The sequence below is a fragment of the Streptomyces sp. NPDC021356 genome (assembly GCF_040641015.1).
In the GTDB taxonomy this organism is placed as follows: Bacteria; Actinomycetota; Actinomycetes; order Streptomycetales; family Streptomycetaceae; genus Streptomyces.
In genome coordinates, this window is the sequence record NZ_JBFACU010000009.1 from 67,446 (window position 1) to 82,710 (window position 15,265).

At 73.8% G+C, this 15,265-nt stretch carries 13 protein-coding genes; 7 read left to right on the plus strand and 6 right to left on the minus strand.

Annotation, left to right across the window (positions count from 1 at the left end):
* Window positions 1-207: 207 nt before the first annotated feature.
* From efeO to AB0G56_RS14110, 4 genes are read left to right on the plus strand one after another with little or no spacing between them, the layout of a single operon-like run.
* On the plus strand, window positions 208-1,359 hold the full coding sequence (gene efeO / locus AB0G56_RS14095) for an iron uptake system protein EfeO (protein WP_360968566.1): 1,152 nt from the start codon (window positions 208-210) through the stop codon (window positions 1,357-1,359).
* A gap of 11 nt (window positions 1,360-1,370) precedes the next feature.
* The gene (efeB, locus tag AB0G56_RS14100; RefSeq protein ID WP_360968569.1) at window positions 1,371-2,636 is read left to right on the plus strand and encodes an iron uptake transporter deferrochelatase/peroxidase subunit; all 1,266 of its coding nucleotides are present in this window, start codon (window positions 1,371-1,373) and stop codon (window positions 2,634-2,636) included.
* Window positions 2,637-2,640: 4 nt separating this feature from the next.
* Window positions 2,641-3,513 carry an iron uptake transporter permease EfeU gene (gene efeU / locus AB0G56_RS14105; RefSeq protein WP_360968571.1) on the plus strand — a complete coding sequence of 291 codons (873 nt, stop codon included), beginning with the start codon at window positions 2,641-2,643 and terminating at the stop codon, window positions 3,511-3,513.
* The gene (locus AB0G56_RS14110) at window positions 3,473-4,480 is read left to right on the plus strand and encodes a hypothetical protein (protein WP_360968574.1); all 1,008 of its coding nucleotides are present in this window, start codon (window positions 3,473-3,475) and stop codon (window positions 4,478-4,480) included. The genes efeU and AB0G56_RS14110 overlap by 41 nt, the downstream gene beginning before the upstream one ends.
* 88 nt (window positions 4,481-4,568) lie before the next feature.
* Here the strand turns inward: AB0G56_RS14110 and AB0G56_RS14115 are convergent, their stop codons facing one another.
* Both AB0G56_RS14115 and AB0G56_RS14120 read right to left on the minus strand, forming a co-directional pair.
* On the minus strand, window positions 4,569-5,315 hold the full coding sequence (locus AB0G56_RS14115) for a bifunctional DNA primase/polymerase (RefSeq protein ID WP_360968577.1): 747 nt from the start codon (window positions 5,313-5,315) through the stop codon (window positions 4,569-4,571).
* Window positions 5,316-5,777: 462 nt separating this feature from the next.
* Window positions 5,778-6,404 carry a TetR/AcrR family transcriptional regulator gene (locus AB0G56_RS14120; protein WP_360968580.1) on the minus strand — a complete coding sequence of 209 codons (627 nt, stop codon included), beginning with the start codon at window positions 6,402-6,404 and terminating at the stop codon, window positions 5,778-5,780.
* A gap of 279 nt (window positions 6,405-6,683) precedes the next feature.
* On the opposite strand from AB0G56_RS14120, the gene ddaH reads away from it, so the two are divergent.
* On the plus strand, window positions 6,684-7,505 hold the full coding sequence (gene ddaH / locus AB0G56_RS14125; RefSeq protein ID WP_360969089.1) for a dimethylargininase: 822 nt from the start codon (window positions 6,684-6,686) through the stop codon (window positions 7,503-7,505).
* A gap of 310 nt (window positions 7,506-7,815) precedes the next feature.
* Here ddaH and AB0G56_RS14130 read toward each other — a convergent pair whose 3' ends face one another.
* From AB0G56_RS14130 to AB0G56_RS14140, 3 genes are all read right to left on the minus strand, one after another.
* Window positions 7,816-8,814, minus strand: a complete 999-nt coding sequence (locus tag AB0G56_RS14130) for a small ribosomal subunit Rsm22 family protein (protein WP_360968583.1) — start codon at window positions 8,812-8,814, stop codon at window positions 7,816-7,818.
* A gap of 62 nt (window positions 8,815-8,876) precedes the next feature.
* Window positions 8,877-10,001, minus strand: a complete 1,125-nt coding sequence (locus AB0G56_RS14135) for a serine hydrolase domain-containing protein (protein WP_360968586.1) — start codon at window positions 9,999-10,001, stop codon at window positions 8,877-8,879.
* Between the two features lie 2 nt (window positions 10,002-10,003).
* The gene (locus AB0G56_RS14140) at window positions 10,004-11,377 is read right to left on the minus strand and encodes a multidrug effflux MFS transporter (protein WP_360968589.1); all 1,374 of its coding nucleotides are present in this window, start codon (window positions 11,375-11,377) and stop codon (window positions 10,004-10,006) included.
* Between the two features lie 254 nt (window positions 11,378-11,631).
* Here AB0G56_RS14140 and AB0G56_RS14145 point away from each other — a divergent pair, with 254 nt between their 5' ends.
* A complete protein-coding gene (locus AB0G56_RS14145; RefSeq protein ID WP_360968592.1) occupies window positions 11,632-12,645 on the plus strand; it encodes a Gfo/Idh/MocA family oxidoreductase in 1,014 nt (337 codons plus the stop codon).
* 84 nt (window positions 12,646-12,729) lie between these two features.
* The gene (locus tag AB0G56_RS14150; RefSeq protein WP_360968595.1) at window positions 12,730-13,488 is read left to right on the plus strand and encodes an SDR family oxidoreductase; all 759 of its coding nucleotides are present in this window, start codon (window positions 12,730-12,732) and stop codon (window positions 13,486-13,488) included.
* A 497-nt stretch (window positions 13,489-13,985) separates the two neighbouring features.
* Here the strand turns inward: AB0G56_RS14150 and AB0G56_RS14155 are convergent, their stop codons facing one another.
* Window positions 13,986-15,233 (minus strand): serine hydrolase, encoded by a 1,248-nt coding sequence (locus AB0G56_RS14155; RefSeq protein WP_360968598.1) that lies wholly within the window; start codon window positions 15,231-15,233, stop codon window positions 13,986-13,988.
* Window positions 15,234-15,265: the final 32 nt, after the last annotated feature.

Sequence of the window (15,265 nt, forward strand, 5' to 3'; positions counted from 1 at the left end):
TCACCGGGGCGGCGGCCCGCCTCCGTGCCGCCATTGCCCACACTTGCCCTTCTCTTGGCTTCTGCTTTGCGATGCCGAGACCAAGCCGTGCCTGTGACCTTTCCGTACGGGCCGGTGCGAGCTGAATCACGGACGGGTTGGGTATGAGTGAGGTAAGCCTCAGGTAAGTTAGGGTAGCCTCACCAACCGTTCTCACCTGGAGCCTGCATGCGAGCCGTCCGACTCTCCGTCGTCACCGCCGCCGCCACCGCGGCCGCTCTGACCGCCGTGACGGCCTGCACCGCCAAGAGCGACGCCGCGGACGGCGAGGCGATCCAGGTGACCGCCGCCGACTCCACCTGCGAGACCTCCGCGAAGAGCGTCCCGGCCGGCCAGGTCACCCTCAAGATAGAGAACAAGGGGTCCCGGGCGACCGAGGTCGAGATCGTCTTCCCGGACGACCGGATCGTCTCCGAGAAGGAGAACATCGGCCCCGGCACCAAGTACACGCTGACCGCCGAGGTCAAGGCGGGCTCGTACGAGATCGCCTGCCGCCCGGGCATGAAGGGCCACGGCGTGCGGCAGAAGCTGACGGTCACCGGCAAGGGGACCACCGCCGCGCGCAACCCGGAGCTGGACAAGGCCGTCGCCGACTACCGCCAGTACGCGCAGGACCAGGCCGACGAGACCCTGCCCCGCGTCGAGGCGTTCGTGAAGGCCGTCAAGGCCGGGGACCCGGCCGCCGCCAAGAAGGCCTACGCCCCCTCGCGCCTGGGCTGGGAGCGCACCGAGCCGGTCGCCGAGTCCTTCGGCGACATCGACCCCAAGGTCGACGTCCGCGAGGACGGCCTGGAGGACGGCCAGAAGTGGACCGGCTGGCACCGGCTGGAGAAGTCGCTGTTCGAGGACGGGAAGATCGGCGCGGAGGAGAAGACCCTCGCCGACCGGCTCGTCACCGACCTGAAGGACTGGCAGAAGCGGGTCGGCACCGCCGAGATCACCCCGACCTCCATGGCCAACGGCGCCAAGGAACTCCTCGACGAGGTCGCCACCGGCAAGGTCACCGGCGAGGAGGACCGTTACGCCCACACGGACCTGGTCGACTTCAAGGGGAACGTCGAGGGCGCGCAGAAGGCGTACGACCTGCTCAAGCCGGTCGCCGCGAAGAACGACCCGGCCCTGACGAAGGAACTCGACAAGCAGTTCGCCGCGCTGGACGCCCTCCTCGACGGCTACCGCACCAAGGGCTCGGACAAGGCGCAGTACGACTTCGTCTCCTACGACAAGGTCGGCAAGGACGGCCGCAAGGCGCTGTCGGACGCGGTGAACGCGCTGGCCGAGCCGCTGTCCAAGCTCGCCGCCACCGTGGTGAAGAAGTAGGGAGAGGGGCCATGGGACAGGAGCAGGCTCAGGGCGCCGCGCCCTCCCGGCGCGCGCTGATCGGCTGGGGCGGGGCCGGGCTCGCGCTCGGCGCGGTCGCGGCCGGCGGCGCGGTGGCGATGGCGAGGAACGGGGACGGCGCGGACGCGTCCGGCACCGACGGGGCCGGCGCGGTGGAGTTCCACGGCGCCCACCAGGCGGGCATCGCCACGCCCGTCCAGGACCGGCTGCACTTCGCCGCGTTCGACGTGAAGACCGACGACCGCGCCGAGTTCGTGCGGCTGCTGAAGGACTGGACGGCCGCCGCGCGCCGGATGACCGCGGGCAAGGCGGTCGGCGAGGGCGCGTACGGCGGGCTCGCCGAGGCGCCGCCGGACGACACCGGCGAGGCGCTGGGCCTGCCGCCCTCCCGGCTCACCCTCACCCTCGGCTTCGGACCGTCGCTGTTCGAGAAGTTCGGGCTGGAGGAGAAGCGGCCGGCGGCCCTGGTGGACCTGCCCAAGTTCCCCGGCGACAACCTCGACAAGGCCCGCACCGGCGGCGACCTGTGCATCCAGGCCTGCGCCGACGACCCGCAGGTCGCCGTGCACGCCATCCGCAACCTGGCCCGCATCGGCTTCGGCAAGGCCGCCATCCGCTGGTCCCAGCTCGGCTTCGGCAAGACCTCCTCGACCACCCCCGGCTCCCAGACCCCGCGCAACCTGTTCGGCTTCAAGGACGGCACCCGCAACATCGCCGGGACCGAGACGGACCGGCTGGAGAAGTACGTGTGGGCCGGGGACGGGGACGGCGGGGCGAAGGACGCCTGGATGAACGGGGGTTCGTACCTCGTGGCCCGGCGCATCCGGATGAACATCGAGACCTGGGACCGGACCTCGCTGCAGGAGCAGGAGGACGTCTTCGGCCGGGACAAGGGCGAGGGCGCGCCGGTCGGCAAGGCCAAGGAGCACGACGAGCCGTTCCTGAAGGCGATGAAGCCCGACGCGCACGTCCGGCTCGCGCACCCCGACGCCAACGGCGGCATCACCATCCTGCGCCGGGGCTACTCCTTCACCGACGGCACCGACGGCCTGGGCCGCCTCGACGCCGGCCTGTTCTTCCTGGCCTACCAGCGCGACCCCCGCAAGGGTTTCATCCCGCTCCAGCGCAGGCTGGCCACGCACGACGCGCTCAACGAGTACATCCAGCACGTGGGTTCGGCGGTCTTCGCGATCCCGCCCGGCGTCCGTGACGCGGGCGACTGGTGGGGCCGCACACTGCTGTCCGAGGAGGCGTAGGTCCGTGTTCTCCAACTATCTGATCGGTCTGCGCGAGGGGCTGGAGGCCAGCCTCGTCGTGTGCATCCTCATCGCCTATCTGGTCAAGACCGGCCGCAGGGACGCCCTGCGGCCGATCTGGACCGGCATCGGCATCGCGGTCGCCATCGCGATGGGCTTCGGCTGCGTCCTCGAATTCGGCTCCCAGGAGCTGACGTTCGAGGCGCAGGAGGCGCTGGGCGGCTCGCTGTCCGTCATCGCGGTCGGCCTGGTGACGTGGATGGTGTTCTGGATGCGGCGCACCGCCCGGCACCTGAGGTCCGAACTGCACGGCAAGCTGGACGCGGCCCTCGCGATGGGCACCGGCGCGCTGGTCGCCACCGCGTTCCTGGCGGTGGGCCGCGAGGGCCTGGAGACCGCGCTGTTCGTGTGGGCGTCCGTGCACGCGGCCTCCGACGGCACCCCGCGCCCGCTGATCGGCGTGGCCCTCGGCATCGCCACCGCGGTCCTGCTCGGCTGGCTGTTCTACCGGGGCGCGCTGAAGATCAACCTGGCCAGGTTCTTCACCTGGACCGGCGCCATGCTGGTCGTGGTCGCGGCGGGCGTGCTCGCGTACGGCTTCCACGACCTCCAGGAGGCGAACTGGCTGCCGGGGCTGACGAACCTGGCCTTCGACATCAGCGGCACCATCGCGCCGGACAGCTGGTACGGCACGCTCCTGAAGGGCGTGTTGAACTTCCAGCCCGACCCGACCGTCCTCCAGGTCACGGTGTGGCTGCTGTACCTGGTCCCGACGCTCACCGTGTTCTTCGCCCCGGTAGGGTTCGCCTCCGGGAAGGGGAAGGTGACGGTAGCTGATGAGCAGGGGTCGCGGCCCTCGAAGGCTTCGCAGGCTTGAGCGGACGGCCGCGCTGGCGGCCTCGGTGACCGCGCTGGCGCTGACCGCCGGCGGGTGCGTGGTGGTGCACGGGGAGCGCGAGGTGCTCCCGGCCGCCACCCGGGCCGAGGCCGCGACGGCGCTGGCGCAGTTCACGTCCGCGTACAACAAGGCCGACAAGGCGTACGACAGTTCACTGGACGCCGCACACGTCACCGGCGCGCTCGGCGCGATCGACGGGGCCCGGCTGAAGGCAGGGCACGTCAACAGCCCGGCCGGCAACCCCGCGCACACGCCGCTGACGCTGACGGACGTGAAGTTCACGATCCCGAAGAAAGCCGGCTGGCCGCGCTGGTTCCTCGCCGACGCCAAGGGAAACAAGGGCGGCGGCGCGCGCTGGCTGCTGGTGTTCACGCGGCACGCGCTCACCGAGAAGTGGCAGGTGGCGTACCTGACGCTGGTGGCCGACGGCCAGGTGCCGAAGTTCCGCGTGGACGCGGACGGCTGGGCCGAGGCCGTGCCCGCCGACTCCCCGGGCCTGGCCGCCGCGCCCGGCGGGCTGAGCCGGCAGTACGCGGCCTGTCTGAAGGACGGCGGCGCTACGTTCGCCCCCGGTGTGCACACCTCGGGCTGGCGCGCGCTGCGCGCGAAGAACGCGGTCCGGCCGGGCCTGGCCAACCAGTACATCGACGAGCCGCTGACCGGCGGCGACTACGCCCCGCTCGCGCTGCGCACGGCCGACGGCGGGGCCCTGGTGTTCTTCGCCACGCACCATTACCAGAAGCAGACGGCCGCCGCGGGCGCCTCGGTGCCCACCCCGAACAAGGGCGTACGGGCGCTCACCAAGGGGGAGATCAAGCAGTCGCTGACGATGGAGTTCGTCTCCAACGAGGTGGCGCTGGACCCGGCCGCGGGCGCGGGTGCGGCGGGCAGGAAGGTGTCGGTCGTGGGCCGCGTGCAGGGCATGACGTCCGCGCAGGGCGGCTGAGGCACCGAACGCCGGGTTCAGTGGTCCGAGGGCCCGCGGCCGGGTTCAGTGGTCCTGGGGCCCGCGGTCCTAGGTCCCGCGGCCGGATTCAGTGGCTCAGGGGCCAGGCCGCGTTCGTGTCGGTGGGGTCTTGCGCGGTGTGGCGGGCGCAGGCGTCGGTGAGGGCTTCGAGGAGCGTGAGGGGGTCCGGGAGGGGGTGTTCCGGGCCCTGGCCCGTGACCCAGCGCACGGCCCGGCCCGTGTCGCCGGGCAGCCGGGCGGGGGGAACGAGGACGTAGGAGCCGCGGCAGTGCCAGCGCAGCCCGGGGTGCTCGTCCATGGTCTCCGGGTGGCAGTCCAGCTCGCACGGCCACCACTCGTCCTCCTCCTCGGGGGTGCCCCGGGTGAGGGTGAAGAACAGCATGCGCCCGTCGTCGCTCTCCGCGACCGGGCCGACCTCGACCCCGTTGGTCCGCAGCCGCTCCAGGGCCTCCTGCCCGGCCTCCAGCGGCACGTCGAGGACGTCGTGGGTCATGCCGGTGGCGGTGATGAAGTTCGCCTGCGGCTGGTGCCTGGCCCAGCGCTCGACCTGGGCGCGGTCGGTCGTGGACTGCGTCTGCCAGGCGAACGACACCGGGTGCCGGGCGGGGGTGGGACAGCCGACGCGGTCGCAGGAGCAGCCGTAGCCGGACCCCGGGTGCGCGGCGGGCGCGAGGGGCAGTCCCGCGTCGGCGGTGGCGACCAGCAGGGCCTCCCGGCCGCCGTCGCCGGGGGCCTCCTTCGGGCGGCGTCCGCGCAGCCACTGGGAGAGTTTGCCCTGCCGGCCGGTACGGCCGCCGAACTCCGCGCCGCTCATCTATCCCCTCGCCTCGCTGGTTGGACAGCATGCTCCGTGGTTCTCCATGGTCCCACCATCCTGCGCCTTCGGTGACCGGAGCCCGTATCCGGGGTGGGCGGGGCGAGGCCACGGCGCTCCGCGCGGGGCGGAGCACGGGGGCGCAGCGCGGGCGCAAGGGGCGCTGCGCCGGGGCTGCGCGGGGGCTCGGCATGGGGGCCGGGCGGGGGGGCGGGCCGGAGGCGGCCCGGGGTTCGGTGCGGGGTTCGGTGCGGGGGCTCGGCACGGATGCCGGGAGCGGACCGGGGGCTCGGCACGGGTGCGGGCCGGGGGCTCAGCGCGAGGGCTCGACACGGGTGCCCGGCGCGGGAGCGGGCCGGGGGCTCAGCGCGAGGGCTCGACACGGGTGCCCGGCGCGGGAGCGGGCGCAGAGGCGGGCCTGGGCTCGGTGCGGGGCGCTGTGCGCGGGTCCGGGGGCTGGGCTCAGCGCGGGGTGAGGCCGTGCAGCGCGTAGTCGACGAGGGTGTCGGTGTACTCGTAGGAGAGGGGGCCGGTGTACTGGAGCCAGCGCTGGGCGAGCGGGGAGACGAAGAGTTCCAGGGCGATGCGCGGATCGACGTCGGGGCGTACGGCTCCGGCTTCCTGCGCGGAGCGCAGTCTGCGCACGTACAGCTGCAGCTGCGGCTCCAGCAGGCGGGCCACGAGTTGCCGGGCGAGCTGCTCGTTCACCAGGCCCTCGGCGGCGAGCGCGCGCGAGGGCGCCTCGAACTTCGGGTCGAGGAGTCCGTCGACGGTGGCGCGCAGCACGGCCTTCAGGTCGGCGGCGAGGTCGCCGGTGTCCGGGATGCTGCCCTGCGCCTCCCCCAGCTTCTCGCCGCTCTGCCGTGCGCCCTGCTCGGAGAGGTCGAGGAAGGCCTCCAGCAGGACGTCCGCCTTCGACGGCCACCACCGGTAGATGGTCTGCTTGCCGACCCCCGCCCGTGCGGCGATGCCCTCGATCGTGGTCCTCGGGTAGCCGGCCTCGGCGACGAGCGCGAGGGCGGCGTCGTAGATCGCGCGGCGGGACCTCTCACTGCGGCGGGCGGCGTCGGGGGCGGGCTTCTTGGCCATGGGCCGACGGTAGCAGGCACGTGAGACGGGCCGTCTCGCCAGTCGGCAGTAGCGGGGACGACGGGACGGTCCGGGACGGTCCGGGCCGGCCCGCCGGTCGGTGGCAGGGGGCTCCCTCTCACCGCGCGCGTGTCGCCTGTGCCACCCGCGCGGGCGAAGGCGGCCCCCCGGCCCGCGCGCGACGGCCGTGTCCGGCGCACCATGGCACCAAGCGACCCGGCCACCGAGCACGCAGGTACGACGTCCCTGTCCCTGTGGTATCTCCCCGAGGAGCCCGCCTTGGCCCGTACCCGCAGCGCCCGTCCCCGGCGCTATCTGATGTGCCCGCCCGCGCACTTCGCCGTCGGGTACTCCATCAACCCGTGGATGGACCCGGACAAGCCGGTCGACGCGCCGCTGGCGCTGGCCCAGTGGGAGCAGTTGCGCGAGGTGTACCGGTCCCTCGGCCATGCGGTGGAGGTGCTGGTCCCGCAGCCGGGGCTGGTGGACATGGTGTTCACGGCGGACGGCTCCCTGGTGGTGGACGGGCGGGTGTTCGGCGCCCGGTTCGCCCACGCGCAGCGGGAGCCGGAGGCCGAGGCGCACCTGCGGTGGTACGCCGGGAACGGCTTCGCGCACCTGCACGTGCCCGTGCACATCAACGAGGGCGAGGGCGACTTCACGGTCACCGCCTCCTGGGTGCTGGCCGGGCGGGGCTTTCGCACCAACCCGCTCGCGCACGGCGAGGCGCAGGAGTTCCTGGGCCGCCCGGTGGTCGGCCTGGAACTGGTCGACCCCCGCTTCTACCACCTCGGGCTCGCCCTCGCCGTCCTCGACGACGCGGCGGACGAGGTGGCGTACTACCCGGGCGCCTTCTCCCCCGGCAGCCGGGAGGTGCTGCGCCGGCTGTTCCCCGACGCCCTGGTGGCGACCGGGGAGGACGCCGCCGCGTTCGGTCTGAACGCCGTCTCCGACGGTCTGCACGTGGTGCTGCCGCAGGCGGCGGCGGGGCTGTGCGACGCACTGCGGGAGCGCGGTTTCACACCGGTCGGCGTGGACCTGAGCGAGCTGCACAAGGGCGGCGGCGGGGTGAAGTGCTGCTCGCTGGAGCTGCGCGACTGAGGAGGGCCTGCGCGTACGGCCCGTCGGCCGGAGCTGCACCTGCGGCCCGTCCGCCACACCTGCGGCCCGTCCGCCGCACCTGCAGTCCGTCCGCTACACCTCCGGCCCGTCCGCCACACCTGCGGCCGTCCGCCACACCTCCGGCCCGTCCGGCGCACCTGCAGTCCGTCCGCCACACCTGCGGCCGTCCGCCACACCTGCGGCCCGTCCGCCACACCTGCGGCCCGTCCGCCACACCTGCAGTCCGTCCGCCACACCTGCGGCCGTCCGCTACGCCTGCGGCCCGTCCGCCACACCTGCGGCCCGTCCGCTACGCCTGCGGTCCGTCCGGCGGCCAGGCGTCGCCCCAGTCGGTGTCCCGGGCCGCCTTGTACAGGTCGCCGTGGCGTTTGGTGACCGTACGGCGGCGCAGCTGCTCGTCCGGCTCGCACAGGTCGAGCAGGACCTGTCCCTTGCGGATCTGCGGGCGCCGTACGACGCGGGCGGGCGCGGGCGTGGCGTCCGGCAGGCGGGTGGCGGCGACGTAGCCGAACTTCTCGTCCTCGTAGGCGAGGGAGCCGCCCTTGACCTGCCGGTGCAGCGAGGACCGGCTGACCCGGGCCGAGAAGTGGCACCAGTCCGTGCCGGGCACGATCGGGCAGGCGGCGCTGTGCGGGCAGGGCGCGGCGATCCGGAAGCCGGCGGCGACGAGCCGGTCGCGGGCCTCGATGACGCGGGCGTAGCCGTCGGGGGTGCCCGGTTCGACGACGACGACGCTCTGCGCGGCGTTCGCGGCGGCGTCGACGACGGCCGTCCGGTCGGCGGCGGTCAGTTCGCCGAGGACGTAGGAGACGGTGACGAGGTCGGTCGTGCCGAGGTCGAGCGCCGCGCCGATGCGGGCCCGCTGCCAGCGGGCGCCGCGCAGGTCGGGGTGGGCGGCGGCGATCTCCCGGCCCAGGGCGAGCGCGGGTTCCGCCCAGTCGAGCACGGTGACCGGCCGCCGACCGGCCCAGGTGGCGGCGACGGCCCAGGTCGCGGCCCCGGTCCCGCCGCCCACGTCGACGTGGCTGCCGGGCGTCCAGCCGGGCACGGTCCGCGCGAACGCCGCCAGCGCCGAGCGCACCGCCTCGAAGGTGGCCGGCATCCGGTACGCGGCGTACGCGGCCACGTCGGCGCGGTCGCGCAGGATCGGGGTGTCGGTGGGGGTGCTGCCGCGGTAGTTCGCGATCAGCCGCTCCACGGCCCCGGCGGCCTGCCGCGGCGGCAGCCCGTCGAGCAGCCCCAGGAGCGCGGCACGGAGGGTCTCCGACGGAAGTACGACGTCGTTCACCGCACGATTCTCTCAGCCCGTACGGGGTGCTCGGCGCCCCGCGGCGGGTGGCCGGGGCGCGCTCACGTCCCGCGTACGGCCCGCGCGAGGCGGGTGGCCGCCGCCGCCCGCGGGCGGTTGTCGGGGCGCCGTCTGCGCGGGTGCACGGTGGTGGCCAGCAGCACCAGGAAGGTGTCCGTCGCCGGGTCGAGGACCACGGAGGTGCCGGTGAAGCCGCAGTGGCCCGCCGCTCCCCGTCCGGCCAGCTCGCCCATGAACGACGGCTGGTCCACGGCGAAGCCGAGACCGGGCGGGGCCAGGAGGAGTTCGACGAAGTCGGGGCCGAGGATGCGGGCGGACCCGTAGGAGCCGCCCGCGAGGAGCGCGCGGCAGAAGACCGCGAGGTCGGGGGCGGTGGAGAACAGCCCCGCGTGCCCGGCCACGCCGCCCAGCGCCCAGGCGTTCTCGTCGTGGACCTCGCCGCGCAGCATCCCGCGGTCCGCCTTGGCCCAGGGCCGCCGCTGGTCCTCGGTCGCCGCCGCGCCGGGGCAGGGGCCGAAGCGGGTGTCCGTCATGCCGAGCGGGCGGGTGATCCCCTCGTGGATCAGGTCGTCCAGGGAACGGCCGGTGATGCGCTCCAGGATGTGCTGGAGGAGCAGCAGGTTGAGGTCGGAGTAGGTGTAGGTGCCGGGCACCCCCACCGGCGGCTCGGCGCGCAGCCGCGCGAGCCGGGCGGCGTGGTCCGGGCAGTCGTACAGCGGGATCTCGGGCCGCAGGCCGGAGGTGTGGGTGAGCAGCTGCCGTACGGTGACGCCGTGCGCGGCGGCGGCGTGGAACTCCGGCAGGTACGCCCCCACGCGCGCGTCGACGCCCAGCGTGCCCCGTTCGATCTGCTGCATCGCGGCGACAGCCGTGAACAGCTTGGTGACGGAGGCCAGGTCGAAGGGGGTGTCCACGGTCATGGGGACCCGTGCTTCGGGCGGGAGTTCGATGCCGCGGTCGGTGTCGGGGTCGTAGGACCCGTACCGCAGGGCCCAGCCCGCCGCATGGGTCGCGGCGATCACCGGGCCGCGCCCGGCGACCACGACGGCGCCCGCCGCCCAGGGTCGCCTCCCGGCGGTGAGGGCGTGCACCTCGCGGACGAGTTCGTGCAGTTCGGCGGGGTCGAGCCCGGCCCTGGCCGGAGTGTCCCGGCGCAGTCTCGACACGCTCAGCTCTCCGCTCCCTCTGTTCCCTGCGCCGGTTCCGCCGGCGTGGACGCGTTCCACGGACGGCACATTCCCAGGAAGCAGCCCAGCGCGACCACGGCCGCCACCAGTTGGACCACGGCCATGGGCACGGCGGTGTGCTCCCCGGCGATCCCGACGAGCGGGGAGGCGATCGCGCCTATGAGGAAGGAGGACGTGCCGAGCAGCGCGGAGGCGGAACCGGCGTTGTGCTTGGTGCGCATGAGCGCGAGCGTCTGGGTGTTCGGCATGGTGATGCCCATCGCGGACATGAGCACGAACAGCGCGGCGGCCACCGGCACGAGGCCCACCGTTCCGAAGGCGCCCGCCGCCATCAGCAGCAGCGCGGTCGCCGCCACGATGACGACGACGAGTCCGGCTCCCAGCACCCGGTCCATGCGGACCCGGCCGACCAGCACCTTGCCGTTGATCTGGCCGACGGCGACCAGCCCGATCGAGTTGAGCCCGAACAGCAGGCTGAACGTCTGCGGGGAGGCACCGTAGATCTCCTGGATCACGAACGGCGACGCGGACACGTAGGCGAACAGGGAGGCGAAGGCGAAGCCGCCCGCGATCATGTAACCGGTGAAGACACGGTCGGCGAGCAGCCGCCGCATCGAGCCCAGCGCCTCGCCCACGCCGCCCTCGTGCCGTTCGGCGGCCGGCAGGGTCTCCGGGAGCTTCGTCCACACCACCGCGGCCAGCAGCGCGCCGACCACGGTGAGGACGACGAACACGCCCCGCCAGTCCGTCACCCGCAGGATCTGCCCGCCGATCAGCGGCGCGACGATCGGCGCGACCCCGGAGATCAGCATGAGCGTGGAGAAGAACCGGGCCATGGCCACGCCGTCGTACAGGTCGCGGACGACCGCCCGGGCGATCACGATGCCGGCCGCGCCCGCCAGGCCCTGCGCCAGCCGGAAGGCGACCAGGATCTCGACGTTCGGCGCGAGGGCGCACAGCGCGGTGGCGAGGACGTAGACCGCGAGTCCGGCGAGCAGCGGGCGGCGGCGCCCCCACCGGTCGCTCATCGGGCCGACCACGAGCTGTCCGAGCGCCATGCCGGCCAGACAGGCGGTCAGGGTGAGCTGGACGGTCGCGGCGGGCGCGTGCAGGGACCGGGTGACCTCCGGCAGCGAGGGCAGGTACATGTCCATCGCGAGCGGAGGCGTGGCGGTCAGGCTGCCGAGGATCAACGTCACCAGGAGACCGGCCCGGCGGGCGGCGCGGACCGGCGGCGGTGTGGGTGCCGGTGGCAGTGTGGGTGCCGGTGGTGGCGTGGGTTCGGGTCTCGCCCGCGGTACGGCCGTTTCCCCCGCGGCCGGCTTGTGCGGTGCCGACGCCCCTCCCTCGGACATGTGTCCCTCCCTCTCCGACTGGTCCGCCACCTATGCTCTCAGCTCGTACACCGTGCCGAGGAACGCATGAGCGAGGGTGGGGTCCGGTAATGCCTGGAATATCCGCTGGGGCGTCTGCTGGAACGTCCGGTGGGGCGTCCGGAGGGGCGTGTGACGGGGCGTCCGGTGGGGCACCTGACGGGGCGTCCGGTCGGGCATCCGCCGGACCGTCCGGCCAGGCATCCGCCGGTCCGTCCGGTGGGGCGGGAGGGAAAGTGCGCTGGGGGATCCTGGCCACCGGCGGGATCGCCGCCGCGTTCACCGCTGACCTGGTGGACCTGCCGGACGCCGAGGTCGTGGCGGTGGCCTCGCGCCGCGCGGAGCCGGCCGAGGCGTTCGCGGAGCGGTTCGGGATCGAGCGGGCATACGGCACCTGGGACGAACTGGCGCGGGACGCCGGCATCGACGTCGTCTACGTCGCCACCCCGCACGTCGCCCACCGCGCCGCTGCCGGTCTGTGCCTGGAGGCCGGGCGGAACGTGCTGTGCGAGAAGCCGTTCACGCTGAACCTGCGCGAGGCCACGGAACTGGTCGCGCTGGCCCGCCGCCACGGGCGCTTCCTGATGGAGGCCATGTGGATGTACTGCAACCCGCTGGTGCGGCGGCTGAAGGCCCTCGTCGACGACGGGGCGATCGGTGACGTGCGCACCGTGCAGGCCGACTTCGGACTGGAGGGACCCTTCCCGCCCGCGCACCGGCTGCGCGACCCGGACCTGGGCGGCGGGGCGCTGCTCGACCTGGGCGTCTACCCGGTCTCGTTCGCCCACCTGCTGCTCGGCGAGCCGTCGGACGTCTCGGCGAAGGCCGTGCTCTCCGCCGAGGGCGTCGACCTCCAGACCGGCGCCCTGCTCTCCTGGGACGGCGGGGTGCTGGCCCAGCTGCACTGCTCCATCACCGGCGGTACGGGAACGACCGCCTCGGTCACCGGCTCCCGGGGCCGCATCGACGTGCCGTCCGGCTTCTTCCACCCGGAGCGGTTCGTGCTGCACCGCGACGGCCGCGACCCCGAGGAGTTCACGGCCGACCCGGCCGACGGCCCGCGCTCCAGCCTGCGGCACGAGGCGCTGGAGGTGATGCGCGCCCTGCGCGCGGGGGAGACGGAGTCGCCGCTGGTGCCGTTGGACGGCACGCTCGCGGTGATGCGGACGCTGGACGCGGTCCGGGAGCGGATCGGGGTGCGCTACCCGGGGGAGGCGGCGGAACCCGGAGCTGAGCCCGCGCTCGTGTGACGTGCCGCTGCCGCACACCGCCCGGCATCCGTATGGCGGACCCGGGATTCCGTATGGCGGACCGTGCTCGTACGCTCCGGTGCCATGACTGAGACCCCATCGAAGATCGCCGTGGTGACGGGCGCGGGCTCCGGCATCGGCCGGGCCGTCGCCGTGGAGCTGCTGCGCGCGGGCTGGTCCGTGACCCTGGCGGGGCGGCGCCCGGAGCCGCTGGAGGAGACGGCGGCCCTCGCTCCCGGGGCCGCCTCGCTCGCCGTACGCGCCGACGTGGCGCGCCCCGAGGACGTGACGGCACTGTTCGCCGCGACCGTCGAACGGTTCGGCCGGGTGGACCTGCTGTTCAACAACGCGGGCACCTTCGGCCCCGGCGGCGTCCCCGTCGAGGACCTGTCCTACGAGGCGTGGCGGCACGTGGTGGACACCAACCTCAACGGGGCGTTCCTGTGCGCGCAGGCGGCGTACCGGCAGATGAAGGAGCAGGACCCGCAGGGCGGCCGGATCATCAACAACGGCTCGATCTCGGCCCACACGCCCCGGCCGCACTCGGCGCCCTACACCGCCACCAAGCACGCGCTGACCGGCCTGACCAAGGCGCTGTCGCTGGACGGGCGGCCGTACCGCATCGCGGTCGGGCAGATCGACATCGGCAACGCGGCCACCGACATGACGGTCGGGATGCAGACCGGCGCCTTGCAGGCGAACGGCCAGGTGGCACCGGAACCCGTGATGGACGTCGCCGACGTGGCACGCACGGTCCGGCACATGGCGGAACTGCCGCTGGAGGCCAACGTGCAGTTCGCGACGGTGCTCGCGACGACGATGCCGTACGTGGGCCGGGGCTGAACGCGACGACGATGCCGTACGTGGGCCGGGACCGAGCGCGGGGCCTGGGCTGAACGTGGGGCCTGGGCTGAACGTGGGGCCTGGGCTGAACGTGGGGCCTGGGCTGAACGTGGCGCGCGCTCCGGCGCGCGCGGCAGCCGTTCCACGGCCCGGTGCGCACCCCGCGTCTCGCGCGGGATCCACCCCCAGCCGGTGCCGTGGAACGGCTTCCGCACCCCTCCCCTGAATGTGGCCGAAGGGAGCACCGGACGGGTGCGGACGGCCCGGAAAGTCTGGACCGCCCGGGCAGCCCAGGCGGCCCAGGCGGCCCAGGCAGTCCGAAAGGTGCGGACAGACCGGACAGTCCGGGGCGGTGGACGCTCGGTGCTCCAACTGTGAAACTCTGGTGAAGGAGAGGTCGAGCATATGCCGTCGACCGGCTCGTACGGTACGGAGTTACCTATTCCGCTTGTGTAGATCGCGGTCCGGCCCCGGGGCCTCCGGGCACGCTCCGCTCCTCAACGGCGGTGACGGCCCCCCGAGTCCCCCGCCCGCGCCGCGGCCCGGCGCCTGCGCAGCGCCCACACGCCGCCCGCGAGCAGAGCGGCCGTGCCACCCGCCCCCTCCAGCAACCGCCAGGCCGAGGGGCCGCCGCCGGCCACGGAGTCCGTCGCCCCCGCTTCGGACCCGGCCGCGGCCTTGGGGCCGGGCGCCCCACCCGCCTTCGCCCCGCCCTCGCTCAGCGGTTCGACCAGGATGCCCACCGCCCGCGCCGAACCGCCCTGCGCGAAGCCCCAGTCGAGCAGGGCGGCGGTCTCCTCGTAGACGGCGTTGCTGCCGATCCCGGGGTGCATCACGGTGACGAGCAGGGTGCGGCCCCCGCGGACCGCGGCCCCGGTGAAGGTGTTCCCGGCGTTGCTGGTGTAACCGTTCTTCACCCCGATCATGCCGTCGTACGACTTCAGGCCCCACGAACCGGTCAGCAGGCGGTCGGTGTTCTGGATCTGGAACGTCTTCTTCCTGCCGGCCGGGAAGTCCGCGGTGCGGGTGCCGCAGTAGCCGTGGAAGTCGGCGTTGCGCAGTCCGTGCCGGGCGAACAGGGTCAGGTCGTAGGCGGAGGAGATCTGCCCCGGGTGGTCGAACCCGTCCGGGCTGACCACGTGGGTGTCCAGGGCCTGCAGGTCCTCCGCCTTGGCCTGCATCTCCGCGACCGTGCGGGCGACACCGCCGTTCATGTGGGCGAGGACGTGCACCGCGTCGTTGCCCGAGCGCAGGAACACGCCCTGCCACAACTGCTCGACGGTGTACGTGGTCCCGGCCTGGATGCCGACGAGGCTGGAACCGGAGGGGATGTCGGCCAGTTCCGCCTCCGTGACGGTGTGCCGCTCGGTGCGGTCGAACTTCTTCAGCACGGTGTCCGCGAAGAGCATCTTCAGCGTGGACGCGGGCGCGAGGCGCTGGTGCGCGCGATAGGAGGCCAGGACCTCTCCGCTCGCCCAGTCGGCGACGAGCCAGGCGCGGGCGGAGAGCTTGCCGGGCAGACCGCTCACACCCCGCACCTGGACGCCGGCATGGGCCAGCCGCTCACCGCCGATGACCGTGGCGGGTGCGGCTGGGGCGGCTGGGGCCGCCTGGGTGGCGGCCGAGGCGGGGCCGCCCGTAGCGACGGCCACGGGGGCCGCGGCGGCCAGGGCGAGCAGGGAGCGACGGGACGGCGAGGGGGGCGGAAAGGGGGACGGCCGGGGGGACGGAGAGGAATCGCGCACTCCGGGACCGTACAAAGTGAGAGCGGGCCGGT